Consider the following 17736-nt stretch of genomic DNA (forward strand, 5'->3'; position numbering starts at 1 on the left):
GTCCAAGTAAAGTGAAGAAGTGCAAATGCCCCGAATGCCAAAGATCGAATCACCCCTTTCCTCTTCGGCGCCCCGTATCGCGTCTACCGATCCCTCTGCCGCGCTGCCTGGCGGCGATGTAGACCTGCTGGGCGCAAATCTGGGCCCCATCCTCAATCATCAGCCGGTCGTAATGCTGGGCGAGAGCGCCATGCCGGTGTTGCTCAGCCGCAGCCAGCGGATCACCGTCCGCATTCCTGAAGAAGCCCGGAGCGGCAACCTGCGGGTGCTGCAGAACGGCGCGCAAAGCAATACCGTCGAATTCGATGTGGCCGGTCTGCTGGCGACGGGCATCCACGCCGTGACGAGCCCGGCGGTCGATCTTGAAGGCAACATCTATACCACCTTCTCCGGCTCGCGCGGCCAAAGCACGCCGGTCTCCGTCTACCGCATTGGAGCCGACGGCGAGCTGAGACCACTGCTGAGCGGCCTGCTCAACGCCACGGGCCTGGCTGTGGGCGCGGATGGCTATCTCTACGTGTCCTCGCGTAACGATGGCACGGTGCATCGTGTCTCCCCGAGCGGCGCCTCCTCGCAGTACGCCGAGGGCATGGGCGTGGCCACAGGGCTCGCTTTCGATGCCGAACAAAACCTCTACGTCGGCGACCGCAGCGGAACCATCTTCAAAATCGCCCCCGACCGCCAGATTTTTGTCTTTGCCACGCTTGAGCCGAGCGTCGCGGCCTATCATCTTGCCTTTGGCATGGATGGTACCCTCTTCGTCACCGGGCCCACCACCTCCAGTCACGACTGCGTCTACGCGATCGATCGCGACGGCAACGCGAGCGTCTTCTACCGGGGGCTGGGGCGTCCGCAGGGTCTGGCTATTGATATTGCAGGTAATATCCACGTCGCCGCCTCCATCGGCGGACGGCGGGGCATCGTCAGCATCACCCAGGCAGGCGATGCGTCCCTGGCTATTGCCGGTAACGGCATCTCCGGCCTGGCTTTTGCACCTGATGGAATGACGATTCTTTCCACCAGTAACGCCATATATCATTTAGCCTTAGGGATTGAAGGTTTGCGTCTCTTCTAAACGCGCAATCCTTCAAAATACCTATTTCTCCTCAGGCACTGCTCAGCTCGAATGAACTGCGAAATCATCGCCATCGGCTCGGAACTACTTACCCCGTATCGACTTGATACGAATTCGCTTTTTCTCACCGAACGCCTTAACAAGATCGGCGTAAATGTTGCATTCAAGACAGTTGTGGGCGATCGACGATCCCATCTGACTGAGGCGGTGAAGATTGCGCTGTCGCGCGCCGACATCGTCATTCTGATGGGCGGCCTTGGTCCGACGGAAGATGATCTGACGCGCGAAGCCGTTGCTGACGCGATGGGCAAGTCGGTGAAGCGCGATTCCGACCTGGTTGCGCAGCTCTACTCCCGCGCCGCCGCACGCCGGTCCGCGCTGACAGCCAACAACATGAAGCAGGCCGATATTCTCGACGGTGCAATTGTCCTCGAGAACAGCCGGGGCACCGCGCCGGGCCAGTGGCTCGACACCGTCTGGGGCGAGCATCGCAAGCTGGTGATGATGCTGCCCGGGCCTCCTCTTGAGTTGAAACCGATGTTCGACGAGCAGTGTATTCCCCTGCTCAGGGATGCTCTGCCGCAGCGCCACATCGCGACCCGCACGCTGAAGGCGGCGATGATCGGTGAGTCGGCCGCGGACACGCGCATCGCACCTATCTACACAAAGTTCAAAGACGTCGAGACGACGATTCTCGCGCACATGGGCGATATTCAGCTCAACCTTATCTGCTCCAAGCGGACGCCGGATACGGCGCAGCAGCGGGTGAATGAGCTGGCGAGCCGGATTGAAGAGGAGCTGGACGATCTCATCTACTCCTCGCAGGGCGAATCGCTGGAGCAGATCGTGCTCTACTACCTCGGCATGCACGGCTCTACCCTTTCTGTCGCCGAGAGCTGCACTGGAGGCCTGGTGGCCCAGCGGCTGACCAGCATCAGCGGCAGCTCGCGGTCGTTCCTGGGCGGCGCAGTCGTCTACAGCAATGAGTTGAAGACGGCCTTTGCCGATGTGCCGCCGGAGATGATCGAGAAGCATGGCGCGGTCAGCCGCGAGGTAGCGGTGGCGCTGGCCGAGGGCATTCGCAAGCGGGCGGGCAGCACCTACGGCCTTGGCGTGACCGGCATCGCCGGTCCCATGGGAGGCACCGAAGAGAAGCCGGTCGGCCTGGTTTTTGTGGCCCTCAGCGATGGCAAGGAGACTGAAGTTGTGGAGAAGCGCTTCAGCGGCGACCGCGAGCGGATACGCATGTGGGCCAGCCAGCAGGCGCTCGATCTGGTGCGTCGCAAGTTAATGTAACGCTTCGATCCGACATGGTGAAAGTGCATGAAAGGCTTTACGTCGGCGATGAAGGCAGCTGCCGCCAGGGCTCTCCTGAGCTGGCCGTGGCGCATGCGTGCAAGTCTCCCTGTCACCAGAGGTCCGTTGGTTACAAGGGGAGCCTCGCACAGAAGCACCCGCAGTACCTGGCCCTGCAGCACAGCCATGATCTCTACCTGAACATCATCGATCCGCCCCTGCCGCTCTTCAGGCTCGAAACCTTTTCGCACTTCCTGTCCTTCGCAGAGGAACATCACGGCCGGGGCGGCTCCCTGCTGGTTCACTGCAACCAGGGCGAGTCGCGGTCGCCGTCGCTGGCGCTGCTTTTTCTCGCGAAGCGTCTCGGCGCAATTCCCGGGGAGTCTTTTCCAGCGGCAGAGGCCGCCTTCGTCACGTTGTATGCGAAGTATCGTCCGGGCCAGGGCATTCGCCAATCCCTTACGGAAAAATGGGGCTTGCTGGATTGACGGCCGCGCCTCCACTCGCAGCCTTAACCTCATTTGTTCCAGCCGCGTAAAGACGCGGGCCACCGCTGGCGAGGACGGACGCGGGGCCGGCGCACCAGTTAAGTGCTTGACATTCCCCGGTTCCCCGGCTACTCTCCGACAAAACCAGCAGCATATGAAGTGAATACCTTAGCGCATCGCTCCCTTACCGGGCTGTGCCTGGACTGCTACCTTGGCCAAAGCGAACGTCGATCCTGCTTCCACTACTGCGTCCACTGCCCCTGTCAGCGAGGAGCGGCTGGCATGGCTGGCCCTTGCTCTGACGCCCGGGCTCGGCCCGCGGCGCATCCTGCAGGCGGTGGAGCGCGCAGGCGCCGCAGCGCACCTGCTGCAGATGCCTCTGACGCAGCTTGAGTCCTTCAACTTCCCTGCTCCGGCGGTTCAGTTCATCGCCAGCGGCAGCGCCCACAAGGCAGCGGAGGAGGAAGCATCGCTTCTCATCCGGGCCGGGGCCGGTTTTCTTACTTACGCCGACGCGAACTACCCTGAACGGTTGCGTGAGATCTTCGATCCCTCGCCGGTGCTTTGGATTCGCGGCGATGCGACGCTGCTGGCCAGGCCTTCCATCGCCGTCGTGGGCACGCGGCATCCTTCGCTCTATGGCAGCGGCATGGCGGAGATGCTGTCCCGCGACCTGGCGCACCGCGGCCTCATTATTTTGAGCGGCATGGCGCGCGGCATCGACACAGCGGCACACAAGGGCTCCATCGCGGCCAAGCGGCCCACTATCGCCGTGTGGGGCACCGGCATTGACGTTATCTATCCCAAGGAAAACAAGGCGCTGGCCGAGCAGATTATCGCAGGCGGCGGCGCCATCGTCTCCGAGTGCCCGCTGGGCACTTTTCCTGCCCCGCAGAACTTTCCCCGCCGCAACCGCCTGCTGAGCGGCATGAGCGTGGGAGTGCTGGTTGTCGAGGCCGGCGAAAACAGCGGAACACGCGTGACCGCCCGCTGCGCGCTGGAGCAGAATCGGGACGTGTATGCCGTTCCCGGCAACGTCACGACCAAGAACGCCTGGGGGCCTAACACCCTGATAAAACAGGGCGCCAAGCTCACCGCGACGTGGGAGGATGTGTGGGAAGATCTCCCCACCCAGATCCGCGTCGAGGTGGAAGAGCGTGAGGGAATTGCATCCGAGGGGCAGGCTGCCGCATCGTTATTTGCAGAGGCGCCACTGCCCGCCAGCGAGGCCCGCATCCTCAGCCTGCTGCGACCGGATGAATCTCTCCAACTTGACGAGATCATGGAAAAGCTGGAGTCTGAGCTCAGCTCCTCCGAGGTTTTCACGGCGATGTTCGAGCTGGAACTTGCGGGAAGAGTCAGGCAGCTTCCCGGCAAGAACTACGTCAAGTGCTTTTGACACCACGCGCAGAGTGCCCCACAGTAGTCAATGAGTCGAAGTGGACGCAAGCGCGTCCAAGGTAAGGTAAGCACGGTCCCGCAGACCGCGCAGAAGGAACGCAATGAGCAAATCACTTGTGATCGTCGAATCGCCAGCAAAGGCCAAGACGATTAACAAATATCTCGGCAAGGATTATGTGGTCGAAGCATCGATTGGCCACATCATGGACCTGCCCAAAAACAAGATCGGCGTCGATTTGACCGACGGCACATTTGAGCCGGAGCTGATCGTCATTCCCGGCAAGGAAAAGGTCGTCGACCGCCTCAAGAAGCTGGCGGAGAAGTCCAGCGCTGTGTACCTCGCGCCTGACCCTGACCGCGAAGGCGAAGCCATCGCTGCGCACCTTGAAACCCAGCTGCGCATGGTCGTCAAACCGAGCATGATTCATCGCGTCACCTTCAATGAGATCACGCCGAAGGCGGTCGCCGCAGCGTTCAAACAGGCGCGCAAGGTCGATGCCAATCTCGTCGATGCGCAGCAGACGCGGCGCGTCCTCGATCGCATCGTGGGCTACCAGATTTCTCCGCTGCTCTGGGATAAGGTCCGACGCGGCCTGTCCGCCGGGCGCGTGCAGACCGTTGCCGTGCGCCTGATCGTCGAGCGTGAACGCGAGATCAAGGAATTCAAGCCGGTCGAGTACTGGACGATCGATGCGAAGCTCACTCCCGACCCGAGCGGCCAGGAGTTCACTGCGCGCTTCACCGGCATCGACGGCAAGAAAGCAACCATCGAAACGGTGGGTGCTCCTTCTGTGCCAAATGGCGACGAGGCCCGGTCCATTGTGGAAGCGGCGAAGCGTGGCAAGTGGTCTGTGCGCTCCATCGACCGGCGCGAGCGCAGCCGCAATGCCACTCCGCCCTTCACTACCAGCAAGCTGCAGCAGGATGCCTCGCGCCAGCTCGGCTTCAATGTGAAGCGCACGATGGGCGTGGCGCAGCGCCTCTATGAAGGCATTGAACTTGGCCCGGACGGCACGGTCGGCCTCATAACCTACATGCGTACTGACTCGACCCGCGTCTCGCCGGACGCCATCCAGGCCGTTCGCGAATACATCAAGAACAAGCTGGGCGCGAAGTATCTACCCGCACAGCCCAATGCCTTCAAGTCAAAGAAGGACGCGCAGGACGCGCACGAAGCCATCCGCCCTACGAATCCTGAGCTGCACCCGGATCAGATCAAGCGCTTCCTGAGCGACGAGCAGTACAAGCTCTACAAGCTCATCTGGCAGCGCTTCGTTGCGTCGCAGATGGTGCCTGCGGTCTTCGACCAGACGACGGTTGAGGTGCAGTCGGTGTCTGACCGCCGCTACGATTTCCGCGTCACCGGCTCCATCATGAAGTTCGACGGCTTTCTCAAGGTCTATGAAGAGGCCAAGGAAGCGAAGGACGAGGACGACGAAGCGCTCAAGAACAAGCTGCCCGACCTGAGGGATGGCCAAGCTCTGAAGCTCAACTCCGTCGATACCGAACAGCACTTCACTGAGCCGCCGCCGCGCTACAACGAAGCGTCACTGGTGAAGGTGCTCGAAGAACGCGGCATCGGACGCCCCTCGACCTATTCCTCAATCATCAATACGATCCAGGATCGGGAGTATGTGCAGAAGGTGGGAGGCGGCAGGACTGGCCGCTTTATTCCGACGGAGATCGGATTGGTTGTCACCGATCTGCTTATTGAGAATTTCCCCTACATCTTCGACACGAAATACACGGCGAGGCTTGAAGAGGAGCTCGACGACATCGAAGACGGCAAGGAGAAATGGACCGACCTGCTGAGCGGCTTCTACGGCCACTTCACGGAGGAGCTTGCCCACGCCAGCACCCATATGGCTGATATCAAGCGCATGGAGACGCCCACGGATGAGAAGTGCGACCTGTGCGGCTCCCCGCTGGTTCTGAAGTGGGGCAAGTTCGGCTCCTTCTTCGCCTGCAGCGCCTACGACAAAAAGAAGAAGAACAGCTGCACCTTTACCAAGGAAAACTTTGCCGCCAAGCCGAACCTCACTTCGACCGACAGCGAGAGCGAACAGGAAGAGGAATACTGCGAAAACTGCGGCCGCGTGATGGTGCTTCGCAACGGTCCCTTCGGGCCTTTCATGGCCTGCCCCGGCTATAGCGAAGATCCGCCGTGCAAGACGATACGCCGCCTGAGCCAGAAGCAGCAGCAGAAACCCGCCGTGCCTCTCGAAGAGAAGTGCCCGGAATGCGGCGAGCATCTTGTGCTGCGTCACGGGCAGTATGGAGAGTTCACCTCCTGCTCGGGCTACCCGAAGTGCAAGTACATCAAGCAGAACACGATCGGGATGAAGTGCCCGCTGTGCCGTGAAGGCGAGATTGTAGAGAAGAAGGCGCGCCGCGGCAACCTCTTCTACGGCTGCTCACGGTATCCGAAGTGCGAGTTCACTGCCAACAACAAACCGGTCGACCAGAAGTGCCCGGATTGCGGCAGCCCGTACCTGATGGAGAAGACTCTCAAGTCAGGCGTCTACCTCACCTGCCCCAATAACAAGAAGCCTGCCTCCGGAGAAGATGAAGCTCCGAAGAAGCGCAAGAAGAAGGGCGAGCCGGAGACGGAGGTCGCCTGTACTTACTCCAAGCGCATTGGCGATGCTCCTCCACCGGAAGAGCCGAAACCCGCCGCGGCGAAACCAACGGCCAGGACACATGGGCCGGTGGTCGAGCCAGAGCCACAGCCTGCGTAACTCACAGGTGGAGTTGAAGTGTGAATGATCTGGGCCGCCTGCTGATTGGACTGGGAATACTCCTGCTGATCGCAGGCGGCCTTGTTTTGCTGCTCGGCAGGGTGGGGCTGCCGTTCGGCAGGCTGCCGGGCGACTTCTCTTACCGTGGGAAAAACGTCTCCGTCTTTTTCCCGCTGGGAAGTTCCATCCTGCTCAGCATTCTGCTGTCGCTGGTATTTTACCTGCTCTCGCGGATGCGCCGTTAGCGGCTCAGAGGGCGGCGATCCAGCCGCCGCCGACAACTTCATCTTCGTCGTAGAAGACGGCCGCCTGACCGGGCGTTACAGCGCGCACCGGCTCATCGAAAGTCGCAAGCACATCATCCTCGCCGATTTTTTCGATCACGGCCCAGGAGGGCTCGTGGCGGTGGCGAATCTTTACCTTGACGCGCATCGGCGCTTCGAGATCGGCAATGGAAATCCAGTTCAAGCCCCGCGCGCGCAACGTGCTGGTGCCGAGTTCCGCCTCGCCGCCGACGGTCACCTGGTGAGAGGCGCTGTCGATCTGCAGCACATAGAGCGGCGAGGGCGATGACACGCCCAGCCCCTTGCGCTGGCCCACCGTGAAGTTGTGGACGCCGCCATGACGCCCCAGAACCTCACCATTGGCCGTTACAAGTTCGCCTGAGGTCTCCGGCATCTGCTCGCCCTGCTCGTGGAGGTAGGCGTCAATGAATTTCTTGTAGTCTCCGCCGGGAATGAAGCATATCTCCTGCGAATCAGGCTTGGCAGCGAGTGCCAGCCCGTGTTCACGGGCCACGTCGCGCACCTCGGGCTTGGTGTATCCGCCGAGCGGAAACATGGTGCGCGAGAGCTGCTCCTGCGTGAGGCCGAAGAGGAAGTAGGTCTGGTCCTTGCTGGCGTCGGCAGGCCGCTTCAGAATCCAGCGGCCCCGCGCCGGATCGTACTCATTGCGTGCGTAGTGGCCGGTGGCGATGCGATCAGCGCCAATCTGGCGAGCCGTCGTCAGCAGCTGGTCGAACTTGAGATGGTTGTTGCAGAGCGAGCACGGAATCGGCGTGCGGCCAGCCAGATACTCGCTTACAAAAGGCCGCACCACATCCTGCTCAAAGCGCCGCTCTTCATTGACGAGGTAGTAGGGGATCTCAAGCTTCTCGGCTACCCTCCGGGCGTCGTAGACATCATCGATGGAGCAGCAGCGGCCCTGCACCTCGACGGGAAGGCCTTCCTTGCCGGCGAGCCGCTTCTGGTTCCAGAGCTGCAGGGTCAGGCCAACGAGCTCGTGGCCCTCGGCCTTAAGCATCGCGGCTACCGTGGAGGAATCAACCCCGCCTGACATGGCGATGGCTATCGTGTTGTTGAAACTCTCTGGCATGAAACTCTAATCCGCTGCTACAGCGGTGGGACGCTTGTAAACCGGCGAAAGCTCGCGCAGGCGGCTGACCGCCGAGGGAACTACTTCGAGGGCAAACTCCACGTCTTCCTTTGCAGTCAGCTTCATCAGGCTGAAGCGCAGGCTGGCTCGCGCCCGCGACGGCGCCAGTCCCATGGCGGAGAGAACGTGCGACGGCTCCGTCGCGCCGGACGCGCAGGCTGAGCCTCCGGAGACCGCCAGCCCCTTCAGGTCCAGGGAGATCACCAGCGCCTCACCCTCCAGATGATCGAACCACAGATTCGTCGTATTCGGCACGCGTGCAACTCCGGCGCTATTGACCCCGGACTCGTCCACGCGCGCGAGGATTTCCTTCTCCAGCTCATCCCGCAGGGCCGCCAGACGCTCTATGGAGCCATCTGCGAGACCCTTCAGCGCGAGTTCGGCAGCTTTGCCCAGCCCCACGATTCCGGGCACGTTCTCAGTACCGGCACGGCGCTGGCGCTCATGCGCTCCGCCGAAGAATAGCGGCTCCAGCTGCGTACCTTTGCGGACATAAAGGATGCCCGTTCCCTGCGGCGCGTGCATCTTGTGCCCGGAGATGCTCAGCAGGTCGCAGCCAATCGCCTCTACGTCGATGGGCAGCTTGCCTGCGCCCTGCACGGCATCGGTGTGGAAATATACGTCGGCCTCGGCCGCGATGCGGCCTATCTCCCCGACCGGCTGAATCGCACCGGTCTCGTTGTTGGCCATCATCACGCTGATCAGCTTCGTGTGCGGACGCAGCGCGCGGCGCACATCGTCGGGATCGACTACACCCTCGCTCGACACGGGAAGAAAGGTCACTTCGATGCCGCGATCGCGCAGCTTCTCGGCGGCATGCAGCACGGCGTGGTGCTCAATGGTGGTGGTGATGAGATGATCGCCGGGAGTGATAAGCCCAAAGAGCGCCAGGTTATCGCTCTCAGTGCCGCCGCTGGTAAAGACGATCTCCCCAGGGCGGCAGTTCACCAGTCGCGCGACACTTGCACGCGCGCTCTCAACCGCTCCCCTGGCCTGCTGGCCGTGGCGGTGCACGGAGGAGGCATTCCCGAACTGTTCCAGAAAATAGGGGCGCATCACATCCAGCACCTCTGGAACGAGAGGCGTGGTGGCATTGGCATCCATGTAAACCCGGCGCATACTTCTATTGTAAGACGGGCTCATCTGCTACGCTGCAAGGTCGTTCATTTTAGAGGAGGCTCCATGAAATTCCGCATTGCCCTGCTTGCCCTCGCCATCTGTTGCCCGATCGCCTATGCTCAGCCATCGCCCGGCACCATGGGCACCAAAGCCGCTCCGGCAGAGGTCTACGACCACTTGCTCTCCAACCTGCAGCGCGAAATTGTCGGCGCAGCCGACGCAATGCCGGCCGACAAGTACAATTTTGCGCCCACGCAGGGCGACTTCAAAGGGGTGCGCACCTTTGGCGAACAGGTCAGGCATCTGGCTGAATCCAATTACAACTACTTCAAGGACTGGGGTGCACCCAACTACGTGGACCCGAAGAGCATTGAAAAGCTCACCAGCAAGGACGACATCATGAAGGCGCTGCGCGACTCCTATGCCTTCGCGCATGCCGCGATGAACACCATGACCGCCGATAACGCCTTTGAGCAGATGGGCGCGCGCAAGCAGACCCGCGCCGGCATAGCTGCTTTCAGCATGGCGCACTCCATGGATCACTACGGCCAGCTTGTCGAGTACCTGCGTATGAACGGGATCATACCGCCGGCCAGCCGCAAGAGCGGCATGTAGAAACAGCAAGGGCGTCCGCTGAGGACGCCCTTGTTTCCCTTCCTGAGTACAGCTCCTAACGGCGATCCATGGGAACATACTTCGCCGGATATTCGGGGCCGATATACTCCGCACGCGGACGGATGAGCCGGTTATCGTCCAGCTGCTCGATGATGTGCGCCGCCCAGCCTGCGATGCGGCTGATGGCGAAGATCGGCGTGAACAGGTCGAGGTCAATGCCCAGCGTCGTATAGGTCGATGCCGAATAGAAATCGACGTTGGCGTTGAGCTTCTTCTCTTCCTTCACGAACAGCTCAACCTTGCGCGACATCTCAAACCACTTGGCATTGTTCGCCGCCCGTCCAAGGTCCTCAGACATCTTGCGGAGGTGCGTCGCACGGGGATCCTCAGTGTGGTAAACGCGATGACCGAAGCCGGAGACCTTCTTCTTCTGGGCCAGCATTTCTTTCACATATTCCACCGGATCGGCTCCAGCCTTGTCGATGGCGAAGAGCATCCGCATGACTGCCTCGTTTGCACCGCCGTGCAGCGGGCCCTTGAGCGCGCCGATGGCGCCGGTCACCGCCGAGTGAACATCCGACAGCGTTGCGGCAATTACGCGCGCGGCAAAGGTTGAGGCATTCAACTCGTGGTCTGCGTGAAGAATCAACGCAACATCGAAGGCCCGTGTGGCCGTCTCGGAAGGCTTTTCACCATTCAGCATCCACAGAAAATTCGCAGCATGCGACAACGACTTGTCTGCCGCGACAATCTCGCTGCCCTTGCGGATGCGGTCAAACATCGCGACGATCATGGGAATCTGCGCCGTCAGCGCAAAACTCTTCCGCACATTCGAGTCGTGATCGACGGCCTTTTCGTCGGCGTCATACATGCTCAGCGCTGAAACCGCTGTCCGCAGCACCTCCATCGGAGTGGCGGACTTCGGAAGCGACTTCAGCAATTCGACAACCTTGGGGTCTATCTGGCGTGCATCCGCGAGCTTACCGGTGAAATCGGCCAGCTCGGCCTGCGTCGGCAGCTTGCCGTGCCAGAGCAGGTAGGCGGTCTCTTCAAACGTCGATTTCTCCGCAAGCTCATGGATGTCGATGCCGCGGTAGGCAAGGACCCCCGCATCTCCGTCGATCCAGCAGATGCCGGAGTTGGCTGCCACAATTCCTTCAAGTCCTTTCGCCGCTACTGCAGTCGACATACTTTCTTTTCTCCTCGGGTAAATCCTGCTGTGAAACCTGATTACGATGCGCCTTGCGCACCATGCGTTTTCAAAGGGTCTAAAGCTCGTTTATAGCTCAGTGAGTAAACGGTTGTCACTTGCGCGGGCCGCTCATCAATGGACGTTGGCCACTGCAAAACGGTCACATCGGAACGCGGCGATATCCACATCGGGCTTTTCGCCACGCAGCAACTGGCCGATAAGATGCGCCGTTGCGGGCGCCAGCAGAATGCCGTTACGGAAATGGCCCGCCGCTGCCCAGCACCTATTTGCGAATTCTCCCACGCATTCTCCCAGGATCGGCAGGCCGTCTTCTGACGCGGGCCGCAGCCCGGCCCAGGTCTCGACAATCTCCGCTGCCGCCATGGCCGGCCATAGCCTCGTTGCGCTCGCCAGCATCCTCTCGATCGCGCTCCGTTCAACCGACTTGTCGAAGCCGCCATGCTCCACCGTCGCGCCAATCACAACCCGTCCGTCGCCGCGCGGCACCAGGTAGAGCTCCGGCGTGCGGATGACATGGTCGAGCACAACGCCATCGGGCAGGCGAACCGTCGCCATCTGTCCCTTCACGGGAAAGACCGGGAGCGTACCCAGCGGAGGAAGCCACGCGCCACAGCAGCTGATGAACTTTGCTGCCGAAAAGCTCCCCCTGGCGGTCTCGGCAACCACGCCGCCTCCGTCCACCGTCACGCGGAGGACTTCGGTCTCCTCGATCAGCTCCACTCCCGCTGCACGCACCGCGGCCGGAAGAGCGGCGCAGAGGTCGCGGGGATCAAAGCTGTGCTCCTCCAGCCAAAGCTGTTCGCCTTGATGGGTATATTGCAGCGTTTTCGCCGTCCGCAGCGGCACCCGCAGCCCGGAGAGCTGCTCCACGCGCTGCAGAAATGCCGGGTACCGGCGAATGCTCAACTCTGCGAGCGCCTGCAATGCGGGCGGATTCTCAGGGTCGGTGGCGGCGAGCATTCCGGCTGCCGCCCAGGATGCCTCCTGCATTGCCTTGCCTCGCTCCAGTACGGCGACGCGCAGGCCGTGACCGGCCAGCTCCAGCGCCGCTGAAAGCCCAATAATTCCCCCACCTGCGATCAATACTTCCGTATCAGCCACACGTCTATTGTATGGTGGTTGAACACGAAAGGCGCGCGCGATGAGTGACGAAACGGTAGTCGAGCAGCGAAGCTATTCCGGGCTCTTCCTTTTTCTTCTTGCCATGGCGCTTCTTGGAGCGGTTGCAGCGCTTCTGTGGAGCTACACCCTGTCTTCGCGGCTTTCGCAGACAGAGGCGCACCTGCTCACCGCCGAGCAGCAGAACGACAAGCTCGCTGCTGAGCTCGACAAGACGAACGCGCGCCTCAAGGTCAACCAGGAAGAGCTGGGCCACTCCCTCGGACTGACGCAGAAACAGCTGGAGGCGCGGGCACAGGACCTGTTGCGCCGCCAGCAGGCAGATGCGCAGCGCTTTGAAGCCGCCCAGGTCAATACGCAGAAGCAGATCGGCGCGGTCTCAAGCGACGTTTCCAGCGTCAAGACAGACGTTGGCGGCGTGAAATCGGATGTGGCGCAAACCAAAACCGAGCTGCAGTCCGCTGTAAGCCAGCTACAGAGCATGAAGGGTGACCTAGGCGTCCAGAGTGGGCTTATCGCCACCAACCACAGCGAACTGGAAACACTGAAGCATCGTGGCGACCGCAACTATTACGAATTCACCCTGCACAAGGGCAAACGGCCGACCACGGTCTCGACCGTAGGACTCGAGTTGCGCAAGGCGGACACCAAGAGGAATCGCTATACCCTCAACGTCTACGCCGACGACAAGAAAATCGAGAAGAAGGATCGCAACATCAATGAGCCGGTGCAGTTCTACACCGGTAAAGACAATCTTCTCTATGAACTGGTCGTGAACAGCATCTCGAAGAACGAGGTGCAGGGTTACATCTCAACCCCGAAGAATGCTCCGCAGCCGGTGACGGTGACCAAATAAAAAGCCTCACCCCGCGGCTGAGTTCAGCGCGCGAGGTGAGGTTGTTACTGTCAGCGCTTCGCCTCTAAGACCAGGTCTTTCTGGTGAATGAACGATACATTCACCACGAATCCCTGACGGGCATCCCAGTCGGCGGGGGTGATGGGGTAGTGAAAGAGCATAAGTCCCTCGACTGTCTGCCCCGGGGAGATCGTGATATCGCGCGGCACCGGCTGCGCCCGAAACGACGCAAGCTGCGGATAGGCCACGAACACCTTTTCAAAATCCTGCTGGCCGGCATTCAGGCTGCGCTGCTGCTCTCCATTCCGCATCGTCAGGGTACCTGCCATATCACTCAGGAAGAGCGGAATTTTTCCCTGGTTGTGAATTTTCACCTTGGTGAAAACGAAGAGCTGGTCATAGGTTTCAAGACCGCCCTGCACTCCCTGCGCGCCCTCGCCGACCCGCATCTGGCTGTGGATAGGCGATACCTGCACGCTTTCGATCTGCCCGACAGCGGCAGGCGGCTTCTGGTTGATGTAGACATAGCCGCCGATGACGGCAGACATTACGGCGACCGCTGCGAGCACGATCAACACAGCGCGTGTTACAGAATTCATCCTTACCTGCTTTCAAGGACCTGCATTCAAGGTTTTGGACGCAGCGCGGCGAGAAACCCCTCCGCCGGGCGCGTGTTCAGAACATCGTTTTTCGTGAGCCACGCCCGGCGCAGCTGCCGGACGCCGTAGCGCATCTTCTCCATGTGGCTCGTATGATGCGAATCCGTATTGATCACGATCCTGCAGCCAAGCTCTTTCGCCAGGCGCAGATCGCGGTCGCACAGGTCGAGACGGTCAGGATAGGCGTTATGCTCCATGGCCACGCCCAGTTCCGCCGCGCGCCGCATGACAGCCGCGATATCGACCTGGAAGGCCTCCCGCCGCAGCAGCAGCCTTCCCGTCGGATGTCCGAGAATCCTCACATGGGGATTCTCCAGGGCGCGCAGCACGCGCTCGGTCATCTGCTCCATCGGCTGATTGAAGAGCGAGTGGACGCTGGCAATCACCACATCCATCTGCGCCAGCACCTCGTCTGAAAGATCGAGCGCGCCGTCGCCGAGAATATCAACCTCGATCCCAGGAAAGACGCGGAGGCGGCCACCCATCTCGGCATCGACTTCGCGAATCCGCCGGATGTGTTCGAGCGCACGCGCATCGTCGAGGCCGTTGGTCATGGCCAAATTCTTCGAGTGGTCGGTGATCGCTATGTATTCGTAGCCGCGCGCCAATGCCGCATCGGCCATCTCCCGGATCGTATTCCGCCCATCGGTGGCATCGGTGTGCATGTGCACATCGCCGCGAATGTCTTTGAGCTCAATCAGCGTGGGCAGGCGATGCTCGGCGGCAGCCTCGATCTCGCCATTGTTCTCGCGCAGCTCCGGAGGAATCCAATCCAGGCCCAGGGCCGCGTAAATTTCCTCCTCGGTCGCCGCCGCAACCGTCGAGCCGTCATCCACTCGCGCCAGCGCATATTCGCTGAGGGTGTACCCATGCTTCAGGGCGCGCTGCCGGATGCTGACGTTGTGCATCTTGGACCCGGTAAAGTACTGGAGCGCCGCACCATAGGAGGCCTCAGGGAGCAGCCGCACATCTACCTGCAGACCATTGCGCAGCCGGAAGCTGACCTTGTTCTGCCCCTTCGCCAGCAGGTCGCTGATGGGCGGATACGCTGCCGTATACTCCACCGCTGCGGCTACGCAGTCCTCCGCGCAGGCCGGCCCTGTGGCCAGAATGTCCACATCGCCCGCGGTCTCACGCCCCCGCCGCAGGGAGCCGGCCGGGGTGAGGCGGTCGATGCCGGGAAAAGCCCGCAAATATGCCATTACTTTTTCGGCCGCCGTCTCCGCCTCGTCGATCAGGAAGCGGCCGCTGTTCCTGCGGTAATCCTCGATTCCCTTCTTCAGCTTGTCGATCTGCTTCTGCCCGAAGCGCGGCAGCGTGTTGAGCCGGCCCTGGTCGATCGCCGCGGCCAGCTCATCCACCGAGGCGATGCCGAGCGCGTCCCAGAAGAGGGCGACCGACTTCGGCCCCATGCCGGGCAGCTTCAGCAGCTCCAGCATCGACGGGCGAAACTTTACCAGCAGCTCTTCGCGCAGCGGCAGCGTTCCGGCTCGTTCCATCTCCTGGATATTTGCAGCCATCCCCTTGCCGATGCCGGGAATCGCCAGCAGCTTCTTCGGGTCGTCGGCGATGGTGGAGAGCTGGATGGTGCTCGACTCGACCGCCTCCGCGGCGCGGCGGTAGGAGCGGATGCGAAAGGGATCGCCGGAGCTGATCTCCAGCAGGTCGGCTGTCTCCGAGAGCAGCTGCGCAATGGTGCGATTGTCCATTGCACTCAGGATAAAGCACAAACCCAGCTGCCACCGTGGGCCAGCTGGGTTTATGGATCGCTAAGCAGGGGTGCGATCCTGCGCATCGACGAAGACCACAAAATAAAAATTTCGAACTTAACCGAGGATACCTAAGCGATCTCTCGCAGACGCGTCACCTGGTCCGCCTGGGGGCCTTTCTGCCCCTGAATGATGTCGAACTCAACTTCGTCGCCTTCCTTCAGGCTTTTGTATCCGTCGATCTGAATAGCGCTGTAATGCACGAAAACGTCGGGGCCGTCATCGCGTCCGATAAAGCCATATCCCTTCGCGTTGTTGAACCACTTCACCTTACCGCTATATTGAGCCACGAGCCGCAAACCTTTCTCTGAAGCAAAGTACGGTTGGAGAAAGACCAACCTGCTTGTCTAGAAAGACGCGATCTGCAGTACTTTGGTTTCCCTGCCCATGCTCAGTGGTGCAAATCAGTGCCGCAGCGCTTTTCACACCGTCTTTCTTTTTTGCTTTCTGTTCTCGTCCAGCATCCGCGCATAAAACAGCACCGACACAATCGTTTTGCCGTCGAGGATCTCGCCCGAGTGAATCATCTCAAGCACATCGGAAAGACGCATCATCACAATTTCGAGATTCTCGTCCGCCTCCGGCGCTGCCTGACCCGCCGTTAACTCCTCGGCGAGAAAGACCTGCATCCACTCCCCCAGAAAACCGGGGCTGGCAAAGTAGCGGACCAGCTTGGTCCACTTCCTGGCGCGGAAGCCTGTCTCCTCAAGGAGTTCGCGCTTCGCAGCCGGCAGTCGCTTTTCGCCCTCCTCCATCTTGCCCGCCGGCACCTCCAGCAGAAACTGCCCGGCGGCGTGGCGATATTGACGCTCCATTACGATCAGAGGGTCCCTGCTGCCCGTCTTGGCATCCACGGCGAGGATCACGACCGAGCCGTTGTGGCGAATCACTTCGCGCAGATGTGCATCCTCCGCGCCGGGCTCGCGCACCTGATCCTTGAAGACCTTGAAAAGCTTTCCGTTATAGGCGAGCTTCGAGGAGAGTACCTCGGCCTTCCCCCGTCTGCGTGTTGTCTTCTTTGCTGGCGCTGCAATCTGCTTTGGCATTCCTGTCCTCTCTTCGATTTACGTTACCATCCGGTTCAATGAAGAACAGAGACATCTGCATCATCGGCTACGGCAACTGGGGTGCTTCTCTTGCGCAGGCCCTTGTGAGCGCAGAACTTCCTCTGCGGGAGATCGTCGTCAGGCAGAAACCCCGGAAGCCTCTGACCCAAGACCAGTCGTTGCCATTCGTCCCGTGGCGGGAGGCGAAGCTCGATGCCGCGATCCTCTGGCTGTGCGTGCCCGATGGCGCAGTCGCGGACACCGCCGCGCGCATCGCCGCGAAGCGAGGGCGCCTCAAGGGGCAGGTTGTGATTCATTCAAGCGGCGCGCTGACAGCTGCAGCGCTTGAACCGGCGAGAGTTGCCGGCGCCGCAGTCGGGTCCGTCCATCCAGTCATGACCTTTCCCACCCGCCAGCCGGTTCCGCTCCGCGGAGTACTCTTCGGCATTGAAGCGACGCCCTCGCTGCAGCGACCCCTTGCGACGCTGGTGCGGCGGCTGGGGGGCAAGCCGTTCGGCATCGAATCCGGCCGGAAGGCCCTCTACCATGCTGCCGGAACACTCTCCTCGCCACTGATCGTCAGTGCCCTCGCCGCCGCCATGGAGACAGCCGCGCTCGCCGGGGTGGCGCAGCCTGCGGCCTTCGTGCAGGCGCTCGCCCAGGCTACCGTCGCCAACGTATTTGCCCATGGCCCGGAGAACAGTTTCAGCGGCCCCTTTGCCCGCGGCGATGTGGAGACGATAGAACTGCATCTTCGGGCCCTTGCCGGGCATCCGATGCTTCATGGGCTTTATCGTTCGCTGGGCCTCTACGCAACCAAGGCTCTGCCGGTAGCGCGCAGGCACAGCTTGCAGACCGTCCTCAAGCGCATGAGAAACTAGTTCATCAAAACAGGAGCGGAGAACAGT

17 protein-coding genes are annotated in these 17736 nt (G+C 61.1%); 9 read left to right on the top strand and 8 right to left on the bottom strand.

Annotated features, from left to right (window positions below):
- Positions 1-34: 34 nt before the first annotated feature.
- From C7378_RS07405 to C7378_RS07430, 6 genes are all read left to right on the top strand, one after another.
- On the top strand, positions 35-1075 hold the full coding sequence (locus C7378_RS07405; RefSeq protein ID WP_165876701.1) for an SMP-30/gluconolactonase/LRE family protein: 1041 nt from the start codon (positions 35-37) through the stop codon (positions 1073-1075).
- A gap of 51 nt (positions 1076-1126) precedes the next feature.
- Complete coding sequence (locus C7378_RS07410; protein WP_131994124.1) at positions 1127-2371, top strand: competence/damage-inducible protein A; 1245 nt, start codon at positions 1127-1129, stop codon at positions 2369-2371.
- A gap of 14 nt (positions 2372-2385) precedes the next feature.
- Complete coding sequence (locus C7378_RS07415) at positions 2386-2859, top strand: protein-tyrosine phosphatase family protein (RefSeq protein ID WP_131994127.1); 474 nt, start codon at positions 2386-2388, stop codon at positions 2857-2859.
- A 211-nt stretch (positions 2860-3070) separates the two neighbouring features.
- A complete protein-coding gene (dprA, locus tag C7378_RS07420) occupies positions 3071-4258 on the top strand; it encodes a DNA-processing protein DprA (protein ID WP_243648129.1) in 1188 nt (395 codons plus the stop codon).
- Positions 4259-4361: 103 nt separating this feature from the next.
- Complete coding sequence (gene topA / locus C7378_RS07425) at positions 4362-6998, top strand: type I DNA topoisomerase (protein WP_131994130.1); 2637 nt, start codon at positions 4362-4364, stop codon at positions 6996-6998.
- A gap of 20 nt (positions 6999-7018) precedes the next feature.
- Positions 7019-7243 (top strand): DUF2905 family protein, encoded by a 225-nt coding sequence (locus C7378_RS07430; protein WP_131994133.1) that lies wholly within the window; start codon positions 7019-7021, stop codon positions 7241-7243.
- 4 nt (positions 7244-7247) lie between these two features.
- Here the strand turns inward: C7378_RS07430 and mnmA are convergent, their stop codons facing one another.
- Both mnmA and C7378_RS07440 read right to left on the bottom strand, forming a co-directional pair.
- Positions 7248-8372, bottom strand: a complete 1125-nt coding sequence (mnmA, locus tag C7378_RS07435) for a tRNA 2-thiouridine(34) synthase MnmA (RefSeq protein WP_131994136.1) — start codon at positions 8370-8372, stop codon at positions 7248-7250.
- A 6-nt stretch (positions 8373-8378) separates the two neighbouring features.
- Complete coding sequence (locus C7378_RS07440) at positions 8379-9551, bottom strand: cysteine desulfurase family protein (protein ID WP_131995596.1); 1173 nt, start codon at positions 9549-9551, stop codon at positions 8379-8381.
- Between the two features lie 63 nt (positions 9552-9614).
- Between C7378_RS07440 and C7378_RS07445 the strand changes: the two genes are divergently transcribed.
- Entirely contained in the window at positions 9615-10166 is a 552-nt protein-coding gene (locus C7378_RS07445) for a DinB family protein (protein WP_131994139.1), read from the top strand.
- Positions 10167-10221: 55 nt separating this feature from the next.
- Here the strand turns inward: C7378_RS07445 and C7378_RS07450 are convergent, their stop codons facing one another.
- Positions 10222-11355: a citrate synthase gene (locus tag C7378_RS07450; protein WP_131994142.1), complete on the bottom strand. Its 1134-nt coding sequence runs from the start codon at positions 11353-11355 to the stop codon at positions 10222-10224.
- A 135-nt stretch (positions 11356-11490) separates the two neighbouring features.
- Positions 11491-12480 (bottom strand): NAD(P)/FAD-dependent oxidoreductase, encoded by a 990-nt coding sequence (locus C7378_RS07455; RefSeq protein ID WP_131994145.1) that lies wholly within the window; start codon positions 12478-12480, stop codon positions 11491-11493.
- A 40-nt stretch (positions 12481-12520) separates the two neighbouring features.
- On the opposite strand from C7378_RS07455, the gene C7378_RS07460 reads away from it, so the two are divergent.
- Complete coding sequence (locus tag C7378_RS07460; RefSeq protein ID WP_131994148.1) at positions 12521-13354, top strand: hypothetical protein; 834 nt, start codon at positions 12521-12523, stop codon at positions 13352-13354.
- Positions 13355-13404: 50 nt separating this feature from the next.
- Here the strand turns inward: C7378_RS07460 and C7378_RS07465 are convergent, their stop codons facing one another.
- The 4 genes from C7378_RS07465 to C7378_RS07480 form a co-directional block, all read right to left on the bottom strand.
- Positions 13405-13953 carry a hypothetical protein gene (locus tag C7378_RS07465; protein WP_131994151.1) on the bottom strand — a complete coding sequence of 183 codons (549 nt, stop codon included), beginning with the start codon at positions 13951-13953 and terminating at the stop codon, positions 13405-13407.
- Positions 13954-13979: 26 nt separating this feature from the next.
- The gene (gene polX, locus C7378_RS07470; protein WP_131994154.1) at positions 13980-15722 is read right to left on the bottom strand and encodes a DNA polymerase/3'-5' exonuclease PolX; all 1743 of its coding nucleotides are present in this window, start codon (positions 15720-15722) and stop codon (positions 13980-13982) included.
- Positions 15723-15853: 131 nt separating this feature from the next.
- Entirely contained in the window at positions 15854-16072 is a 219-nt protein-coding gene (locus C7378_RS07475; protein WP_131994157.1) for a cold shock domain-containing protein, read from the bottom strand.
- Between the two features lie 132 nt (positions 16073-16204).
- On the bottom strand, positions 16205-16828 hold the full coding sequence (locus C7378_RS07480) for an NUDIX hydrolase (RefSeq protein WP_131994160.1): 624 nt from the start codon (positions 16826-16828) through the stop codon (positions 16205-16207).
- A 38-nt stretch (positions 16829-16866) separates the two neighbouring features.
- Between C7378_RS07480 and C7378_RS07485 the strand changes: the two genes are divergently transcribed.
- Entirely contained in the window at positions 16867-17709 is an 843-nt protein-coding gene (locus C7378_RS07485) for a Rossmann-like and DUF2520 domain-containing protein (protein WP_131994163.1), read from the top strand.
- The last annotated feature ends 27 nt before the right edge of the window (positions 17710-17736 follow it).

Source organism: Acidipila rosea, from assembly GCF_004339725.1.
Taxonomy (GTDB): Bacteria; Acidobacteriota; Terriglobia; order Terriglobales; family Acidobacteriaceae; genus Acidipila; species Acidipila rosea.